Genomic DNA, 16,345 nt, shown 5'->3' on the forward strand with positions numbered 1-16,345 from the left:
TATTGTTAAAGAACGTTTGAGTTGCCTTAGCGACTCAAGGGAAGCGAATCTTACGCTTTCCTGTTTTTTTGTCAACACCTAATTTTAAATTTTATAAAAATCTAAAATCAAGTTTTACTCGACTCACTAAGTGGTTTGCCTGCAGCTTAAGCGTTGCCTGCTCTGCCGTCTCAGTGGGGTCGCATTATAGGGATATTCGAATGATGGTCAACGTTTATTTCACGCTTATTCAAAAGAACTTGGTTTTAGTACAAAATACATACAAACCGCGGTTTGAGGGGGTATAATTTGCATATAAAAAGACCATTCAATCAGTTTATACAAAGGATATGGTTATTTACATTGAACTAATTTCACTCTTACGAAGATAATAACTCTAAGCCTCCTCATAATTATTCATCTTAAGCACTCACACAAACTGCTTTTATGTATAGCTGTATGAGTAAAATTGTTAGGTACTATTACTAACCATTAATACGTATATATTTATCGGCTAACTCATCTATCGTTTCTCGGCAATTTGGATCTGGTTTAATGCAATCTATTGGACATACACTTATACAGGTTGGCTTTTCATAATGCCCTATACATTCGGTGCACCTTTCAGAATCTATCTGATAAATTTTAGCACCCATATGTATAGCTTCATTTGGGCATTCGGGATCGCACATATCACAGTTAATGCATTTGCTATTTATAAGTAGAGCCATTTTTTAACCTTTAAAATTAAAGTTTATATAAAACAAAAAGATAAGTAAAAAAAAGGTGTGTAAAGGCTAACTTTTGTGCAGTTCTAGTTTAATAAAAAACCCCTATTTTTCATTAAATCGTAACACAAGTTAGTAACACAAATTTTTATTTTTGGGTGTAAATTACAGCCGCGAATTATGCCTATCATTCTCTGTTGCTTTGTTGATCTTAATCAATAAAAATCGCCGCAAGGCCTTTATTTATATAGGTTTAATCAAAGTGAAAAAATCATTATCAACGCTTACCAAAGCTCAATACACGAAAGCGAAACTAGAATGGAAGCAACTTAAATCGCCATTTTCTATGCAGCACATAAATCGCTGTGTTATTTTGGCCTCTCAAATCATCTTTTTTGAGGAAAAAGAAAAATTAAAACAAGAGGTTAAGAAGCAAGATACAAAGCGATTATCGAAATATGAGGCACAACACAATCTTCGTCTTATATTTACCCTATCTGGAACAGTATCTTTTTACTCAGCTTTCCCTAAATCATCTGGCATAGCTAATACCAAGTTAGGTGAAGCACCTGAATTAACAATAGCAAAAGCGCGTAAGATCACTGAACAAATGAAATATGGCGTTTTAAATAATCATAATATTAAAACTGTGTTTGATGCTTATGAACAAAGCTTAATAGAGCGTCATAACACCGCACCCACTAAATTTGCAGCTTCATCGCTCAGAACATATCAATGCAGAATAAAAAAGCTCATGCATCATTTTCCGCTTAAGAGAGCGTTCCAGTCTCTTACAGCTGGAGAGTTAGAAAAGATTGTAGATATAATTATAAAAACAGAGTCTAACAACCAAGCAATCGAGCTTTTTGCACAAATTAGAAGAGTATGGCGATTTGCCAAAAACAAATTTAACTCAGGTAAAAACCCAGCTGCTGATATCGATGACTTTTACGTATCTGACCGTGTAGAAAGCCCCCGTCCTTGCCAAGTTTATACAGACTTAGATTCGATAGCTGAATTATGGATAAACCTCGCATCGGCCCCAAATGTACATCAAAAAAATGCTGCTCGATTTATGATTTTAACAGGTATACGCCCAATCAACATTCCGCAGATGAAATGGGAGTGGCTCAATAGTCTCGATTTCCCTACGTTAATTACATTTCCAGCATCCGTTGTTGGTGTGCGTGGCGAAATGAAAAACCAAAAAGAATACAAGTTGCCATTAACCAAAGCTATGCGTGCGATTATTTTGGAACAAAGAGCGTGGATGGAAAATGCGCTTCCGAACTGTAACCCTGATCATATATTTCTTCAGCCTCGCGATCTTAACAAACCATTTGCTAAAAGGTCGCTGGACAAAATCATCAAAGATTACTCCCCTGTTGATACAGTAAAAGGAGATAAAAGAAATATTGTAATGAAAGGATCTGCGGGTGCATTTTGCACAATGTGCCGAAGTTTTTTTAAATCCAACACAAAAGCGATTATGGTTGCCAACGGCTATCATTTTAAACACGCAGAAGAACTCACAAGACTCGCACTTCATCACCTTAGAAAAGAAGACGATCCAAACGGCTTAAATTATGATAAATCTGAAGAGCTATTTGGCACTTCAACAAAGTTGAAATTTAATGTTTTTAAACTTCATGAAGCTAGTATTTTAAAAAGAGCTAAAGAGCTTGAAAATCAGCAGCTAAGACTTACAGGAATGCAGAGTAAACAGGCTAGCAATCTAGAAGAAAACAGCCAAAAGAAAGCACTGAGAGATAGGATTAAAGCACATCTAGTTTACAAGCGCGGTTATGTAAACTTCATTAATCAGCCACTTGGTGATACGGGCAGAGTAACAAAAGATTTGATCTTAACAGCAGAGGGAAGAGCTGTCGTTGAGAAGTATTTAAGTGACCAAGAAGCCAAAGCAAAAAATAATTAAATAAAAGTTTAATTTCGACTTACCAAAGTTTTTGTAAAAAAAATTAATTTCATATCATTGCCTTATTAGAGCGATACCTCATCAGGTATTTGATGATTTTAACTTTTTTAAGGCTTATGTATTAATGGCAACATCAGTATTAAATTCAGTAAAACCATGTGAGGTCACGATTAAAAGTCGTGACCTTTGCATGGCTGAATTTAATGCATTTAAGCCACCGTACAGTGACGAGTCAATGGAAGAGCTAGCCAGTCTTGCGACTATTATATTATCGCAGGATAAAGGAAGAAGGCTTTCAAAATATCAGCTTAAAGATCAGATTAGAATTGTATTCCAGCATGATGGTATTATTAAATTTTTTACTCATTTTAAAAAAGAACATGGCATAAAAAACACAAAGCTTGGTGATTCTAATGATATGAGTTTTTCAGCAGCGAAATTAAAAGCGGCCGAAATATACAAAAAGAACACCTCTAATTACACATTCGAATTTGTAGTGAGTAAACAAGTAGAAAACTTAAAGGCAATTAATAAACATAGCCCCAGCAAGTTAGCTGAAACCACAGTAACAACATACACCTCTTACCTTAATGCAATTCAAAATGCCTTTGGTAAAAATACGTTATTTCAGTCTATTACGCCTGAGATAATAGAAGCAACGCTTGACCAACTACTAACAGAGAAAAGTGGTCCGCATGTGGCTAAGCTATTCGAGCAGATGAAAAAACTGTGGGTGTTCGCAAAAAATAAATATAATAACGGCACTAATCCATTCCTAGAGGTAGACAATAATTATATATCTTCTAGAACGGCGAAGCCTATTCCTTGTAAGGCATATACTGAAATATCTCTAATTTCTCAGCTATACATAAACCTAAAAACAGCTAAAAATAATACATTAATAAATGCTGTTCTGTTGATGATGTTTACAGGGCTAAGGCCTATAAATATTTGCAACCTACGTCTATCGTATATAGATGATTTAAATAATCCTAAATTTTTAACGTTTCCTGAAACAACCCATACCACTCGCGGTGCTATGAAAAACCAAAAAGAGTTTAAAATACAACTCACACCCGAGATGAAAAAAGCAATACAGCAAGAGTTAAAATTAAACCCAGACATAAACCGCACCTACTTATTTTGCAAGGTTAAAGACAACTCAAAACCCATTAGTAAAGAGAGTTTAAACCGAACTCTTAAATATCATGCGCCAAAAGACATGGTAGCGGCGCCGCGAGATAACATAAATATAAAAGGCTCAGCCGGAGCATTTCCAACACTACTTCGCAGCTTCTTAAAATCACATATGAAAGAAGTGCTAACTAAAAAAATTGGGTCATCAACAATTGCTGAAATTGAGTCTAAAAAAATGCTTCATCACTCTGTTTCAGATCACGATCCGATGAGTAAACATTATGACCACTCGAATAAAATATATAACACTGATATTAAAGCACTTTATAAAAACTTTTCCCTATTTGAGAAGGAAGTACTTAAAGAAGTAAAAATACAGGCTAAGTTAAAAAACAAAACGACTAAAAAATCATTTTTAAAATTAGATTATTCAAATAAATTTATCGCCAAAGTCAAAAGCACAGTAAGTGATTATTCAACTATCTGGAGTAATATAACTCAGCAAGCCCAAAAGCTTAAAAAGAGCCGCCCTTTACAAATACTAGAGTAGCATTTACATATAGCTATCCAACTTTTTCTTTGCTTACAAAACCTATAAAGAGCTTTTACTAGGTGGTGCAGATTGGTTACGTATAAAAGCGGGGATATCAAAAATATCAGATGGTTTTGGCTTAGTAGCGACTACTTTGGAGCTTTACTTATTTTAAGTCTCATTCAGTATTGATGCCTAGCCAGTAAATTAATTTGTGCAATTGCGCATTCCATTTTAATTCGTGCTGAGCTATTAGCTGAATGGACGGCTATTGTCGGTGGTACAAAGCCATCAATAAACACTGCCCGCTCAATCCAAAGTAAAACGTCATAGCCAGTGCCTTTATTATCATTTCCTAAATCATGATCAAGGCTGAGCTGTTTTACTTTGCCGCTCTTCAAAAATGCAACCACTTCGTCAGGCCAATAGGCTCGTAACCAACCGGCTGGTGTTTCTCTTTCATCATCTAAATATACGTTCATAGGTTTATCTCACTGAAAAATGTATTCAGACTCTGAAAGCAATAACTAACAACCCTTTAAGCTATATAATAATAGTTATTTTCCACATGGTGCTGGAGCTTGATTACGTATAAACGCTGGTATGTCAAAAATATCAGAGGGTTGAGGTTTGGCTCTAGCAGCTGGCGATTGTTCGACTTCGCTACTAGGCGCTTTATTGAAAGGTTCAACAATCATCTTAGCGCTTGCACCGGTTGCGATGATCAACAACTCATAATTAGTTGATAAGCTCTCTATTTTAGAGACGCCACAAATAACCAACGCGTTTGGGCTTACCTGCTGGCGCACAGTATCAGTAATAAGGTTATAGCTACCCAGTGAGATTTCTTCTTTGCAATTTACTTGTATTATTACACCCGTACTTGACGACATATCCACTTGATTAACTAACGGGTTATTAAGGGCACTATCCAATGCAATGGCAAGCTCGCTTTCTTCATTGCATTTACCAACACCTAGTACTGCATCACCCTGGCAATCCATAATTTTAGCAAAATCGTTTAAATCAACGTTTATTAGGCCTTGAAAGCACAGCATATCGATTAATGATTTTATGAGTGAGTGGAGTATTTGGTTACTATGTTTAAAGGCATCAAATAAGCCGATATCGTTACCAAACACTTCAATCAGTTGATCGTTTGGGAGCGTAATAACTGCATTAGCATGCTCTTTGAGTTCATTTAGGCCAATTTGCGCTATATTGCCTCTAAACTCGCCTTCGCTGCTAAATGGCAATGTAGCAACAAATATAATGGGCTTACCTTGCTCACTAGCAAGTTGTGCAATGTAAGGGCTGGCGCCAGTCCCAGTACCACCACCCAACCCTGTTGCACACAGAATTATATCGCAACCATTAATGAGCGTTAAGAGCTGCTCTTTACTCTCTTCTGCCGCTTGTAACCCAACTTTAGGGTCTGCGCCGGCACCGTAACCATGAGTGAGCTCAGCACCTATAAGCACAGCTTCATCACTTTGTGTATGCTCAAGCACTACTTTATCGGTATTAACACTGTACAAGTGCGCCTGATCAGACTCGCGTTGCTCAAAAATACTGTTAAGCGTATTACAACCGCACCCACCAATACCAAATACACCGATTGATAAACCATCATTCTGCTGAATTAATTGAAACATAACACCTCCTTCATCTTTAAAAGGAGCATAACAAACAGGTGCGTCAATTTTTGACGCACCTAAATTAGTTGGAGTTATTTATAAATGTTAGCGGCCGCTTTAAGCTTGCTAACAATTCTTTGTCGCAGCTTTTCAGGCTTAATAACCTCTAGCCAATGAGCACATTTAAATAGCTCATCAGTCAATTGCTCGGTATCAATAGTTTGGTAGGTAAGTAATACATTTTTTTCATCAATACTTTGCTTATCAGTCAGCTCGCCAAGTTCAATAAACTCTTGATTAACCGCAGAGTAGCTAGGCACTTTGACAACTAACTCAATCGCTTCTTGCTTCATACCTTTATTAATCGCACTGCGTAATGACTTTAGCTGCTCAGTACTTGGCTCTCGTCGTGTTTTTTGCAAAATGTGTACATTGCGGATACGGTAAACCGGCATCTGGTAACATTTATCGTGAAGCGACCCCACCATAAACTGCGCCATTAACACACCGCCTTGCTCAACTAAATTATAAAAACTCAACTCAGCAAATTTTAGCCAATGTGCCTCATCATAAAGTACTCTATAAAGCTCAGCGCTCACTACACGCTTATGCTTAATCGCATGCTCAATTTGCTCAACTAGCTGATTATCAATATTCACTTTTAAGGAAGGTTTTGGTAGCGTTGCAAGCCAGTCAGGTACATGGCCATTAAAACGTTTAAGCGCCTGCTCTGCTTTAATATGTACCGACTGTTTAACATCACTTGGGACTGATTGCGGTAATAACTGCTCCAACAGCAAATAGTGTTCAGCCATTTCACTGCTCATTACTTTTGTATTACCACCTCGCCACTGCGCATTGATAGACCAACCATACGGTTTACTGCGCGTGTCTTTTTCAAGGCCGAAGCAACCCTGCTCGTAAAGTAATTGAAGATCGCGTTGTAGCATACGGGTTGAAATTTCAAAGCCGCGTTCAAGCAGTTTTCGCTGTAGCTGTTGGGTCGAGATAGAGCTAGGCGTTATTGGCACAAGCTCTAAAATTGATAAATGACGATGTGAATTCATTAAATTAGGTGGGAAGTAGTCATTTTTGAATTACTCTAAAGTGCTCTTGGATACTTCGTCCAAATTTAATGTCAGCTGATAAAGCTATACGATACCCACGTAAATAATGTTTATCTAACTTTGATCGATCTTTTAAAGGTACTGTTATGAGCTTTTTTTTCATAACTTCAACCGCATCCCATGCAGAAATATCAACTTCAAGAGAGGCTATTATTACTTGGTTTCCAGGACTCCCTGTAATACCAAGTATTAACGTCGGAGACAGTTTTTTATCTTTAATCCAAGTCCCTAGATATTTATCATTTCCTAATTGCCAATATTTTTCTACTCTTTCGACGATTGCATCATCACTAGGTGGGTCTACTAAATTATACCCAACTCTATCGCCTAGCGTTTTATCTGTGACCTTAACTAATATAATTGACTCTGTATTCCCTTTAAACAAACAGTCATATTCTAAAGGTTGTTGCTCAAGCCTAGTAATGTATTTTTCTGGCACACCCAAAGGACGAAAACTGTACTTAGAAGACTCTTTTCGCATATTAAATTCAGGCTGGTGAGTAGAAATTAATGCTTCTTCAACAGCAATAGCTGTTTGTTCATTTTCATACGGGCCTGCTATTTCGAGCTTATAGCTTGCTTTTTTCAGCCAATTCTCAAGTTCACTATTATGTGTCTTTTTTTGGTGCGATGAGGCTCGTGTAGCAGACTTGCCCCTCCCCGCATATTTAATTTTGGAAGTCTTTGGGTCTCTGTATATATAGACATACTGTTCATTAACTTTCATAGATATCCTTTTAAGAATTAAAGCTTTTAACTATTTCTAAGTTATAAGCTGTGAGAAGTCCACTATTCTGTAGCGATAATTAGATGTAACTAATTCTAAAAACTAAATAACAAACCCAATCTTCTGCTTTTCGCCTTCTTTAAGATCGTTTTGCTCTTGTAAAATCGATAACATTCGCTCTTGTGTCATTCGCTTTTTTGAAAACTTCATTTGCCTTTTTACAATCGCAAAGTCACCTGGTGTGAGCTTTGTAAGCTTGAATAACTCATGCATTAGGTGCTTATTTAACACTCCTGGACCTAATGTATCTTTAAATAATTGCTTAGCCTGTACCGGAGTCAAATAGGTTAAATTTAAATTAAAATCAAATCGCCTCATTACCGCTTTATCTAAATTTTTAGCAAAGTTAGTTGCGGCAAAAAGTGGGAGTTGAAATTGGTCCATATAGCATAGTAATTCATTAACTGTTTGCACTTCCCAATTTGCCGTTGCTTGTTCGCGGCTGCACAACAAACCATCAGCCTCATCAATAAATATTGCACTTCCTTCTTGTGTAGCTTGTTTAAATAGTTGAGCAATATTTTGCTCACTTTCGCCAACCCACTTGCTTAATAAGTCAGATGCTTTAACAGATATAAGTTTAAAATCAGCTTTTTCGCATAAGTAATTTACAAAAGCTGTCTTACCTGTACCTGGCGGGCCCGTTAGCAGGGTTCGTGAACTCGAATATTCAATTACAGCCTCTTCTACCTGTTCGAGTGACGCATACTCAGACTCTATATTCACCATTTTAGGATTAAACTTTTGCGCTGCTTGATAAGTCAGCTCGTGTGTTGAAAAGCCGCATGCAGTTAAAGTATCTTGAATATTCTCTTCTATGCATTCACGCGCGGTTTGTGCTTTAAATCCGCATAACCTAGCTACATGAACAGCTTTAGCAATATGAGCTGGCAGTAAGTTTTTTTGAGTAGCTAATTTACTTATAAAACTATTACCAACACCCAAACCTTTAACATATTTGCCAATCATTTTTTCTTTAGTGGTTTTGTTTAGCTCAGGAATTTCGTAAACAATATTAAATCGCCTAATAACGCTCTGTGGTAAATCTTCTAAATGATTTGTGATCCAAATACTCACTACAGGATGATTTTCGATATAAGTATGAAGTAGCTCTTTTGAGAAGCTTTTAGAGAATAAATCACGCTCAAAAATGTTTTCACACTCATCCAATAACAATATTGTTTTTTTACGCTTACCTACCAACTTACTCACCACATTAAAGTGCTCTAAACGCAGCTCAGAGCTTGCGCTTCGACTATCGAGCTCGTTTGTTGGGTTTATTAAGTTACTGCCTTTAGCTTGTACCTTTAGCAACTGTGAACCACAGGCTTGCGCTAAATATTTAGCCAATGAAGTTTTGCCCGAACCTGGCACACCATAAAATAAAATACTCAATGCTTGCCCACCCGTTTTAGTCGCATTTTGCGTGGCTTTTAGTAAAGTATTTAAATCTAAGTGAGATAAATCAGCAGCGCTAAGTTCAGAAGCTTCACAAGGGGTAACCAAGTTAGATAAAATATCACTTTCACTATTTAATTTACCCTCGAGAAGACTTTTAGCAATTGCGTCTGGTAATATTAAAAACTCATCTTCCCCAGCAAATATCTCCATATCCATTGAATACATGCCAGATTCAATAATTAACCCAATTTGCTTGTTGAGTAGTGCTTCATCAATACCAACCGCATAAGCTATTTTTTCTAAAATAATGCTCGCATAATCGTCACGTAAGTATTCAACAAGTTCGCGTAATGGTTTACTGAGCGTCATGCAACACGAAAAAATAACTAAAGGAGTGACCGTTTTGGGCAGTCCAAACGCTTTACAAAATATATGCGCATTTTTTTGTAACGTTTTAGGCATTGTGGTTATTGCTAAATGATCTAATCGGGCTATCAAATCATCAACATCTAAGCCCTGTAAATTTGTATAGCTAAAGCCAGAAATGCTACATAACGCTTTTTTAAATAGCTTATCTTGCCAAAGCTCTTCTACGTCGAACTCTTCTAATAATTCAGTGGAAAAGTGTGCCACAATACGTTTTAATTGAGGGGTTGTGTTCATGCTATGTACCTAGTTATTGTTAATCAATGAGTACATAGTAGCTGGGTGAAATATTTTTAGATCACGTAAGAAAAGCAAACACAAAACGGCATAAGCCATTGAACTTAAAGTAAATAAAAAAGGTTTTTCTTTTTTTATTTAGAAAAACAAACGTAAAAAAATAAGTGTTTGTTTTATAATGAATATTATAGCAATATACAGACTATAACGTTGAAATGGACTTTATATGGAAGAAGTTAATTTAAAACCAGGCTCGGTAGATAACCCTATTGTTTTAAAGAATAAGCATCAAAATACTAAGCTCACTCAAAAGCATCTAAAAAATAGTAAAATCTATATACATAGACCACTACTGCAAAAATATACTAAAAATAACAATGGTGAGAAAGGGTTTTCTTTTGACAAGGCTCCCGATAGTTTTGAATCTTTTACCAATAACGTGATTTCAAATCCCAATTTGAAACCTATTGATATTAAAGTAGCTTTAGGATTATTTAATATCTTAGATCAAATCAGTGCAGGTGAAGGAGTTGTTTTTATTTGCAGTACAAATGAACTTGTATATCAATATTATGGTGAAGATAATTTAGAGGTTCACTTTACAAATATGCACACCGCCGATATTGAACTGACTCCGCTTCATGAACTCATATCAAAAAAGCTCAACTCAAAAATTAGTAACGACAGCTTAAACAAGGTTTTAATTAGACTTGATAGCTTTCACTATATAAATGTCACGCCCATTACTTACCAAAATTCGGAACTTGGTATCAACGATAAATCATTAAAAAAAGGAAAAGCATATCTAAAATTTATAGAGATTAACGATATGATGAACTCTAAATGCTTAGAAAAAATTTGGATTTAGGGAAGCATTCAAACTTTATTTAGCACTACATAAACTTGACTCCCACTAATAAAGAAAACTCTAAGCTCTGTAAATAAAACAGATACCTCAGTAGTGTTTCTAATCTAATACTTGTCGAAATTAACGACATGATAAATACAAAAAATTTAACTAACATTTGGACCAGATGTTTTTTAGGTACTTATAATTAGCTAAAACGCGCAATTTAATAAATTTACATTTTTACAAACACCGATAATTTTTAGGGAAATAAAATGATACTCATAAAAGCAGGAACTAGGTTTGACATTGATGAGGTGGCGCATTATGTATACTTACTCATCAGAAGCCGTCTTAACGACGATATAATAATAAATGAAGTCGAATTTAAAAAAGTAATTTATCAAATCCAAGCATTAATTGGCGACTTTGATTTATGGAGTTTAGTAAATGGGAGGTTTAGGTTTGGTGTACATAAATACCCTGTAGCTGGAAAGCTTTGTAAAAAGAATAAAGGCGCAGGTGTTTTCACTTTAAAAATAACAAATAAAAAAGCAGCTCTTTACATTGCTGGAGACGACAAGGTTAAAAAAGTAGTTCATGAAGAAATGGATTTAGATGGCGAGTCTAAACATCAGATAGAGTTAACAGGTAATATAAATACAAGTCATGCTATTAGTTTCATAAAACAAGCAGTAAATACAGATAAAGTGCAATCACGCTTAATTACTGTTGACAATACAAACCCAACCGATATTTTTTATAGCTACCTTTCTCTTGATACTATATCTTTGCAAGAGATAGAAACACTTGAGGATAGAGACACAAACGATAAGATTCGCCTAGTTTATGTCCGAGTAGGTCAAGGCCCGTTTAGAAAACAACTTTTAAGTATTTATGGTGAAACTTGTTTTATGTCGGGAAAATGCCCTGCGGAATCACTGCAAGCTGCTCATATAATTCCACATGCTGATACTAACCATAAAGGTAACTTTGAAAATGAGAACGGCTTGCTTTTGCGTTCTGATTTGCATAAGCTTTTTGACGATGGTTTGATTAAAATTAATGATAATTTTGTGGTTAAGGTAAGTAATAAACTTAAAGATTATGACTTGTACTACGAGTTAAATGGTAAACAGTTAGCGCAAAAAAACAACTTAATTAACTTTGATAAACTAAAACAAAATTTGGTCTCTCGAAATACTTTGTCCAAATCAAAATTAGATAAAGCACTTGGTAAATAAAGTTTAATATGTAACAACCTTACGCAACTGCCTATGATTAGCACAATTGATTAGGGCTTCATATAGAAAGTTGCTAAGGTTATAGCTATCCCCAAATTTATATATACTACGGAGCTCTAACTTCTAATTCACAGGCTATCTTAATCTGCTCTATATGCTTGTTGTTCAATTCTATTTCCCTATCAATACGCTCTATTTCATCTTGTAGATTGCGCTTTTCTGAGCCTAGCTCTGCATGGCTTAACTTCATTTCAAAGGGTATTTTTTCTATTTTCAACGATTGTATCTTAGCTATATAGGCCTTCGTTCGCTCTCTGACTAGCTCGTGTACTTTATTTTTAATTTCTAAGTTTTTATTAAATTCACTTATACCTTCAGTAACATCATCTAAAAAATTACTTGTGCCTAGTAGCACCTGAGTAGCTGCAGATTTACTATCATCATAAACTTTCTGTACCTCAGCCTTTGGTTTTGTGCACTTCATGATTAGGCCTGAAATGACCAAAAGTGGTAGAGCTATATAGGTTAGATAAACCCCTACATAAGTAACAGTAAATAGTGTTAGCAAATAAAGTGCTAATGTAAGCCAAAAAACAAAGCTTGCTTTAGAGTGCATATAAATTAATCCTTTAAAATTAAAATTTCTTATCTAATTTGGCGTTGAAAATTCTCAAAGTTATTTAAGGCGTCGAATGCAGTAAATACAGTCCAGCCGTGTCTTCTTAATATATTAGAATTACTCATATTAATAAGCACCGCTACTTTACGCCTTGGCCAGCAAAGATCGATTGAAACAAATGTTTCTTTATCTTGAATAACAATCCCTAGCTCAGCACCTGGTAACCTAGTCGACTCACATTTTTGCAGAAGGCCATCTAATGCTGTATCTGCACACTCTCGCAGATTATCGTAATTAAACACGTCAAACTTATGTTGTTCTCGTCTTAGCTGGTTAATTTTGAGAATATCTGAGTTGCTTACATATATATGATCATGATGTGGCTGCTTTTTATGGCAATCTGCACAAAGTACTCTCAAATTATCTCGTTCATTATCTGCTTTATTCCCATTGATATGATGAGTATGTAAGAGCCTTTTTTCAGATTTAAGGTCAACGCCGCATTGCTCACATGTATAATTCAAATCGCTTCTTAACTTAGCCGAAATTGATGGCCAATCTGACGTATAACCACTTGTATGTTTTTTACTGTTAACAGGTAAACTTTTAAAGTAGGAGCTATAAACTTCGAAAAATTGTTCAAACGAAAAACTATTAAATACTTGATTTTTAACTTGAGGACTTTGCGTAGAGTAACCCTTGTAATTGAGAATTTTTAAGCAGTTTTTACATACACCTAAATCAGCTTCCCCCTCTGTATTAGAGCCTCCTCTGTAGCTTGAGCCAAATACAGGAAAAAAGCCATCAACGCGATTAATTACATCATAGCGTTTAAACCGGCCTGTTTCTCGCATCAACTCAAGAGTAGAGCACTCTGCCACATGGATACGTCGTCCCAATTTACCATTAGACAACACTGCTTCAATATCATCTCCTTGATCTGGTATATAAAGCATAACCTGATGGCCATCATAGTTTAGTACACCGTTTGACCCATCAATTTCATCTAACTGTACATCTTTACCTAAAATCATCCCTTGATTAAGATGACTGCCAATGCTTTCGAGTTCAGAAGCATCACTGGTAATAGAAAAGTCTGTAACAACTTGCCCTAAAGGTGCTACCGCTCTATGTAACGCACTAAAATCAACTGTTAGCTTCATTACTGCGCCTCCAGTATCCGTTTTATTTGAATATCAGCATTAGTAATAGCCCTAAAGGATACACGCCTTGACCTTGCAGCATCTTCCACTCCATTCTCTTTAATTAAACGTGAAGATGAAAAACCAACTGCAGCAATATTAGCTTTAATCCAATCAGACTCATTAGGCATAAGTGCATAGCCATACTCTAATACAGAACGTGTTCGACCCTGAGATAGTCGCATATTATAAAAATATGCTTGCGCTTCTGTAGAGCCTCTTAAACCAACACTCGAAGTATGACCCTCAATACGAATTTCATCTAAAGAGTCCCTAAACGGAGCAAGCACGTTGATATATCGAGGGAAAAAGTCCTTTAATATTTCTTTATATGCGTCACTTAATCGAGTTTCATTATTAGCAAATAAAACATCAGGAGATTGAAAATTGAACGCTAACGTTTCTTTGTCTATTGTTGCTCCCCACTTATCAAGGTCTTTTTCAAATTCGCTTTCTAGAGCTTCATATATAGCAACTTGGTTTTGTTGGTAAGCAACAGCAACATCTTTAATCTTGTCGTTTTCTTTTTGAGTTATCATCATAAAAACAATAGCTATAAACAAGAATACAACCATTAGACCGGCCATCAAATCTGATACAGTTAACCAATGGTCACCACTATCTTGAGAGGTGTTTAGAAAGCCAAATATCTTTTCCATTACATTACTCGCTGACTTACAACTTCATTCATAGCTTTAGTTAGCTTAATGTAATCATCAACAAATTTACCGCTTACCTGCGCAAGTGCCTTACCCATTTCGTTCATTACACGGTTTATTTCTTGCTGCATCGCAGTATCAATAAGTTTTAGTTGTGAGTCTACGGCTTCACCAGTCATACCAACCTGCTTTTTAACCTCATTTTCCATTGCGTCAAAGGTACGTTTAGCTTGGTTAATTTGCTGTGTAGCTGCATCGTCAATCACTTCATTAAGGCGTTGCTGAAGTTTTTCTGCAGACTTAACTACAGTGTCACGCACCTGCTCTGTATCAGTCACAAGGTTTTGATTAGCTTGCTTCATAGTTGAAGTAATGTCTTTAGCGTCATCGACTAGTTTTTCAATCATGTCTCGCATATTGTTATTTAGGTCTGTCACTGTATCTTGTAAGTGCTGCTTAATTACTTCAGTTTGCGACTGTAAATGATCAGATGTTGTCTTTAAGCTTTCGTTAGTACGAGCTGTATTATCTGAAAATATATTACCTGCAGTTTGAATTTCTTTACCAATCTTGTCTGAACTTTCAATCAAACGATCGCCAACACTATTAATGCCTTTCTCTGTTTCATGAGCAAACTTGTCTAATAAATCATTAGATGTCTGAACGTGAGTTTTTATGTAATCGTCTGATTGTGTAAGAAGGGTTTTATAATGGTCACTCGCTGTTGTTACAGCAGCCGATATATCGTTTACTGTAGCTTCAACTTGTTTTTGAATTTGCGGGACGGCTTCAACAGCTTTGTCGCGCATATCTTTAAAGGCCTCTAGATGGCGTTCAAGCTCAGCTAATTGATGTTGATTAACCTCCATAACGCCTTTTAATTCACCCATAGATTGAGGAATTATTTGGCTTTGCTCACTAATATGAGCAACAGATGACTCAGTAGCAGAAATAGAAGCAACACCATGAGCGTATTGTTCACTCATTTCTTTAAGCTGAACTTTATAGTTTTCTTGCCATTCAACTAATTTAACTACCGCTTCATTTAATTGTTTAAAGTTATCACCAAACTGCTCTGTTAAGTTATTATTAAAATCACTAATCACCTGTTTTAGCGCTTCAATAACTTGCTCTGTAGCTGACTTTGATAAAGTATCTGCAAAGTCTTGTAGTTTAAGCCATAGCTTTTCACTAAACGCCTCAAAGTTTTCTTGTTGTTTTACAGCTTGTTCTTGGGCAATATTAATCGATGTTTTTGCATTATCATTAATATCACCACGTAATATTTTTAATTGCCCAAACAGTGTTGACTCTTCATTACCAACAATCGCCTCTTTTAAAACTTTTGTTTCTGCAACCTGCGCTTGCATAGCACCTAATATCGCCTCAGGTGTTGCATGAGAAAAGCTATCTTCTAGTTGCTTAGGTTTTAAGAACGAAAACGTAGACAGGGTTTTAAACACTAAAGATAAAAATATACCCGCTAAACTTGTAATAAATGCCGTTTTTAAACCCGCTAGTAATAACGGAATACTGGCCTCTATATCACTTTGGTTGAATTCTAATAAACCAAGAACTATACCTAAAAAAGTACCAAATATACCCATAGTAGTTAATAGTGTTGGAACAAACTGAACAAACTCAACTTGCTTAGCTTTTTTGGTGTAAAACAAACCTAAACCAAAAACAAAAAGCATTAAAATTAAAACAACACCACTAACAACGTTTGTATCAAAACCGCGTAGTAAACTTTCTAGTATATCCATATGATTTATCTTTTGTACTCTCGTAATTAAATAAACAACTACTTTGAAACCTCAAAGCAGAAAACACGCATTAATAGCAAG

The 16,345-nt window shown here is 35.8% G+C and carries 14 protein-coding genes; 4 read left to right on the top strand and 10 right to left on the bottom strand.

The window, feature by feature from the left end; all coding sequences use genetic code 11:
- Positions 1-464: 464 nt before the first annotated feature.
- Complete coding sequence (locus ACFI34_RS16810; protein ID WP_462674312.1) at positions 465-710, bottom strand: YfhL family 4Fe-4S dicluster ferredoxin; 246 nt, start codon at positions 708-710, stop codon at positions 465-467.
- Between the two features lie 259 nt (positions 711-969).
- Between ACFI34_RS16810 and ACFI34_RS16815 the strand changes: the two genes are divergently transcribed.
- Together ACFI34_RS16815 and ACFI34_RS16820 are read left to right on the top strand one after the other, a co-directional pair.
- A complete protein-coding gene (locus ACFI34_RS16815; RefSeq protein ID WP_462674313.1) occupies positions 970-2,643 on the top strand; it encodes a tyrosine-type recombinase/integrase in 1,674 nt (557 codons plus the stop codon).
- A 124-nt stretch (positions 2,644-2,767) separates the two neighbouring features.
- The gene (locus ACFI34_RS16820) at positions 2,768-4,330 is read left to right on the top strand and encodes a tyrosine-type recombinase/integrase (RefSeq protein ID WP_462674314.1); all 1,563 of its coding nucleotides are present in this window, start codon (positions 2,768-2,770) and stop codon (positions 4,328-4,330) included.
- A 164-nt stretch (positions 4,331-4,494) separates the two neighbouring features.
- Here ACFI34_RS16820 and ACFI34_RS16825 read toward each other — a convergent pair whose 3' ends face one another.
- The 5 genes from ACFI34_RS16825 to ACFI34_RS16845 all read right to left on the bottom strand — a co-directional run bounded on the left by ACFI34_RS16825 (position 4,495) and on the right by ACFI34_RS16845 (position 9,927).
- The gene (locus tag ACFI34_RS16825) at positions 4,495-4,794 is read right to left on the bottom strand and encodes a cyclic-phosphate processing receiver domain-containing protein (RefSeq protein ID WP_462674315.1); all 300 of its coding nucleotides are present in this window, start codon (positions 4,792-4,794) and stop codon (positions 4,495-4,497) included.
- Positions 4,795-4,869: 75 nt separating this feature from the next.
- Positions 4,870-5,967 (bottom strand): cell division protein FtsZ, encoded by a 1,098-nt coding sequence (locus ACFI34_RS16830; RefSeq protein WP_462674316.1) that lies wholly within the window; start codon positions 5,965-5,967, stop codon positions 4,870-4,872.
- A 74-nt stretch (positions 5,968-6,041) separates the two neighbouring features.
- Positions 6,042-7,016 carry a helix-turn-helix transcriptional regulator gene (locus tag ACFI34_RS16835; RefSeq protein ID WP_462674317.1) on the bottom strand — a complete coding sequence of 325 codons (975 nt, stop codon included), beginning with the start codon at positions 7,014-7,016 and terminating at the stop codon, positions 6,042-6,044.
- A 19-nt stretch (positions 7,017-7,035) separates the two neighbouring features.
- Entirely contained in the window at positions 7,036-7,803 is a 768-nt protein-coding gene (locus tag ACFI34_RS16840) for a GIY-YIG nuclease family protein (RefSeq protein ID WP_182798062.1), read from the bottom strand.
- A gap of 102 nt (positions 7,804-7,905) precedes the next feature.
- Positions 7,906-9,927: an AAA family ATPase gene (locus tag ACFI34_RS16845; RefSeq protein WP_462674318.1), complete on the bottom strand. Its 2,022-nt coding sequence runs from the start codon at positions 9,925-9,927 to the stop codon at positions 7,906-7,908.
- A gap of 226 nt (positions 9,928-10,153) precedes the next feature.
- Between ACFI34_RS16845 and ACFI34_RS16850 the strand changes: the two genes are divergently transcribed.
- Together ACFI34_RS16850 and ACFI34_RS16855 are read left to right on the top strand one after the other, a co-directional pair.
- On the top strand, positions 10,154-10,795 hold the full coding sequence (locus ACFI34_RS16850; RefSeq protein WP_462674319.1) for a hypothetical protein: 642 nt from the start codon (positions 10,154-10,156) through the stop codon (positions 10,793-10,795).
- A 254-nt stretch (positions 10,796-11,049) separates the two neighbouring features.
- Positions 11,050-12,018, top strand: a complete 969-nt coding sequence (locus tag ACFI34_RS16855; RefSeq protein ID WP_462674320.1) for an HNH endonuclease — start codon at positions 11,050-11,052, stop codon at positions 12,016-12,018.
- A 106-nt stretch (positions 12,019-12,124) separates the two neighbouring features.
- On the opposite strand, the gene ACFI34_RS16860 is transcribed toward ACFI34_RS16855, so the two are convergent.
- Genes ACFI34_RS16860 through ACFI34_RS16875 form a run of 4 tightly spaced genes read right to left on the bottom strand, consistent with a single transcriptional unit; the run spans position 12,125 to position 16,264 of the window.
- Positions 12,125-12,634: a hypothetical protein gene (locus ACFI34_RS16860; protein ID WP_462674321.1), complete on the bottom strand. Its 510-nt coding sequence runs from the start codon at positions 12,632-12,634 to the stop codon at positions 12,125-12,127.
- Positions 12,635-12,663: 29 nt separating this feature from the next.
- Complete coding sequence (locus tag ACFI34_RS16865) at positions 12,664-13,800, bottom strand: HNH endonuclease (protein ID WP_462674322.1); 1,137 nt, start codon at positions 13,798-13,800, stop codon at positions 12,664-12,666.
- Positions 13,800-14,498 carry an OmpA family protein gene (locus tag ACFI34_RS16870; protein WP_462674323.1) on the bottom strand — a complete coding sequence of 233 codons (699 nt, stop codon included), beginning with the start codon at positions 14,496-14,498 and terminating at the stop codon, positions 13,800-13,802. Before ACFI34_RS16870 ends, ACFI34_RS16865 begins: the two co-directional genes overlap by 1 nt.
- Entirely contained in the window at positions 14,498-16,264 is a 1,767-nt protein-coding gene (locus ACFI34_RS16875) for a MotA/TolQ/ExbB proton channel family protein (RefSeq protein ID WP_462674324.1), read from the bottom strand. Before ACFI34_RS16875 ends, ACFI34_RS16870 begins: the two co-directional genes overlap by 1 nt.
- Between the last annotated feature and the right edge of the window lie 81 nt (positions 16,265-16,345).

Source organism: Pseudoalteromonas sp. PSi26, assembly GCF_054960575.1.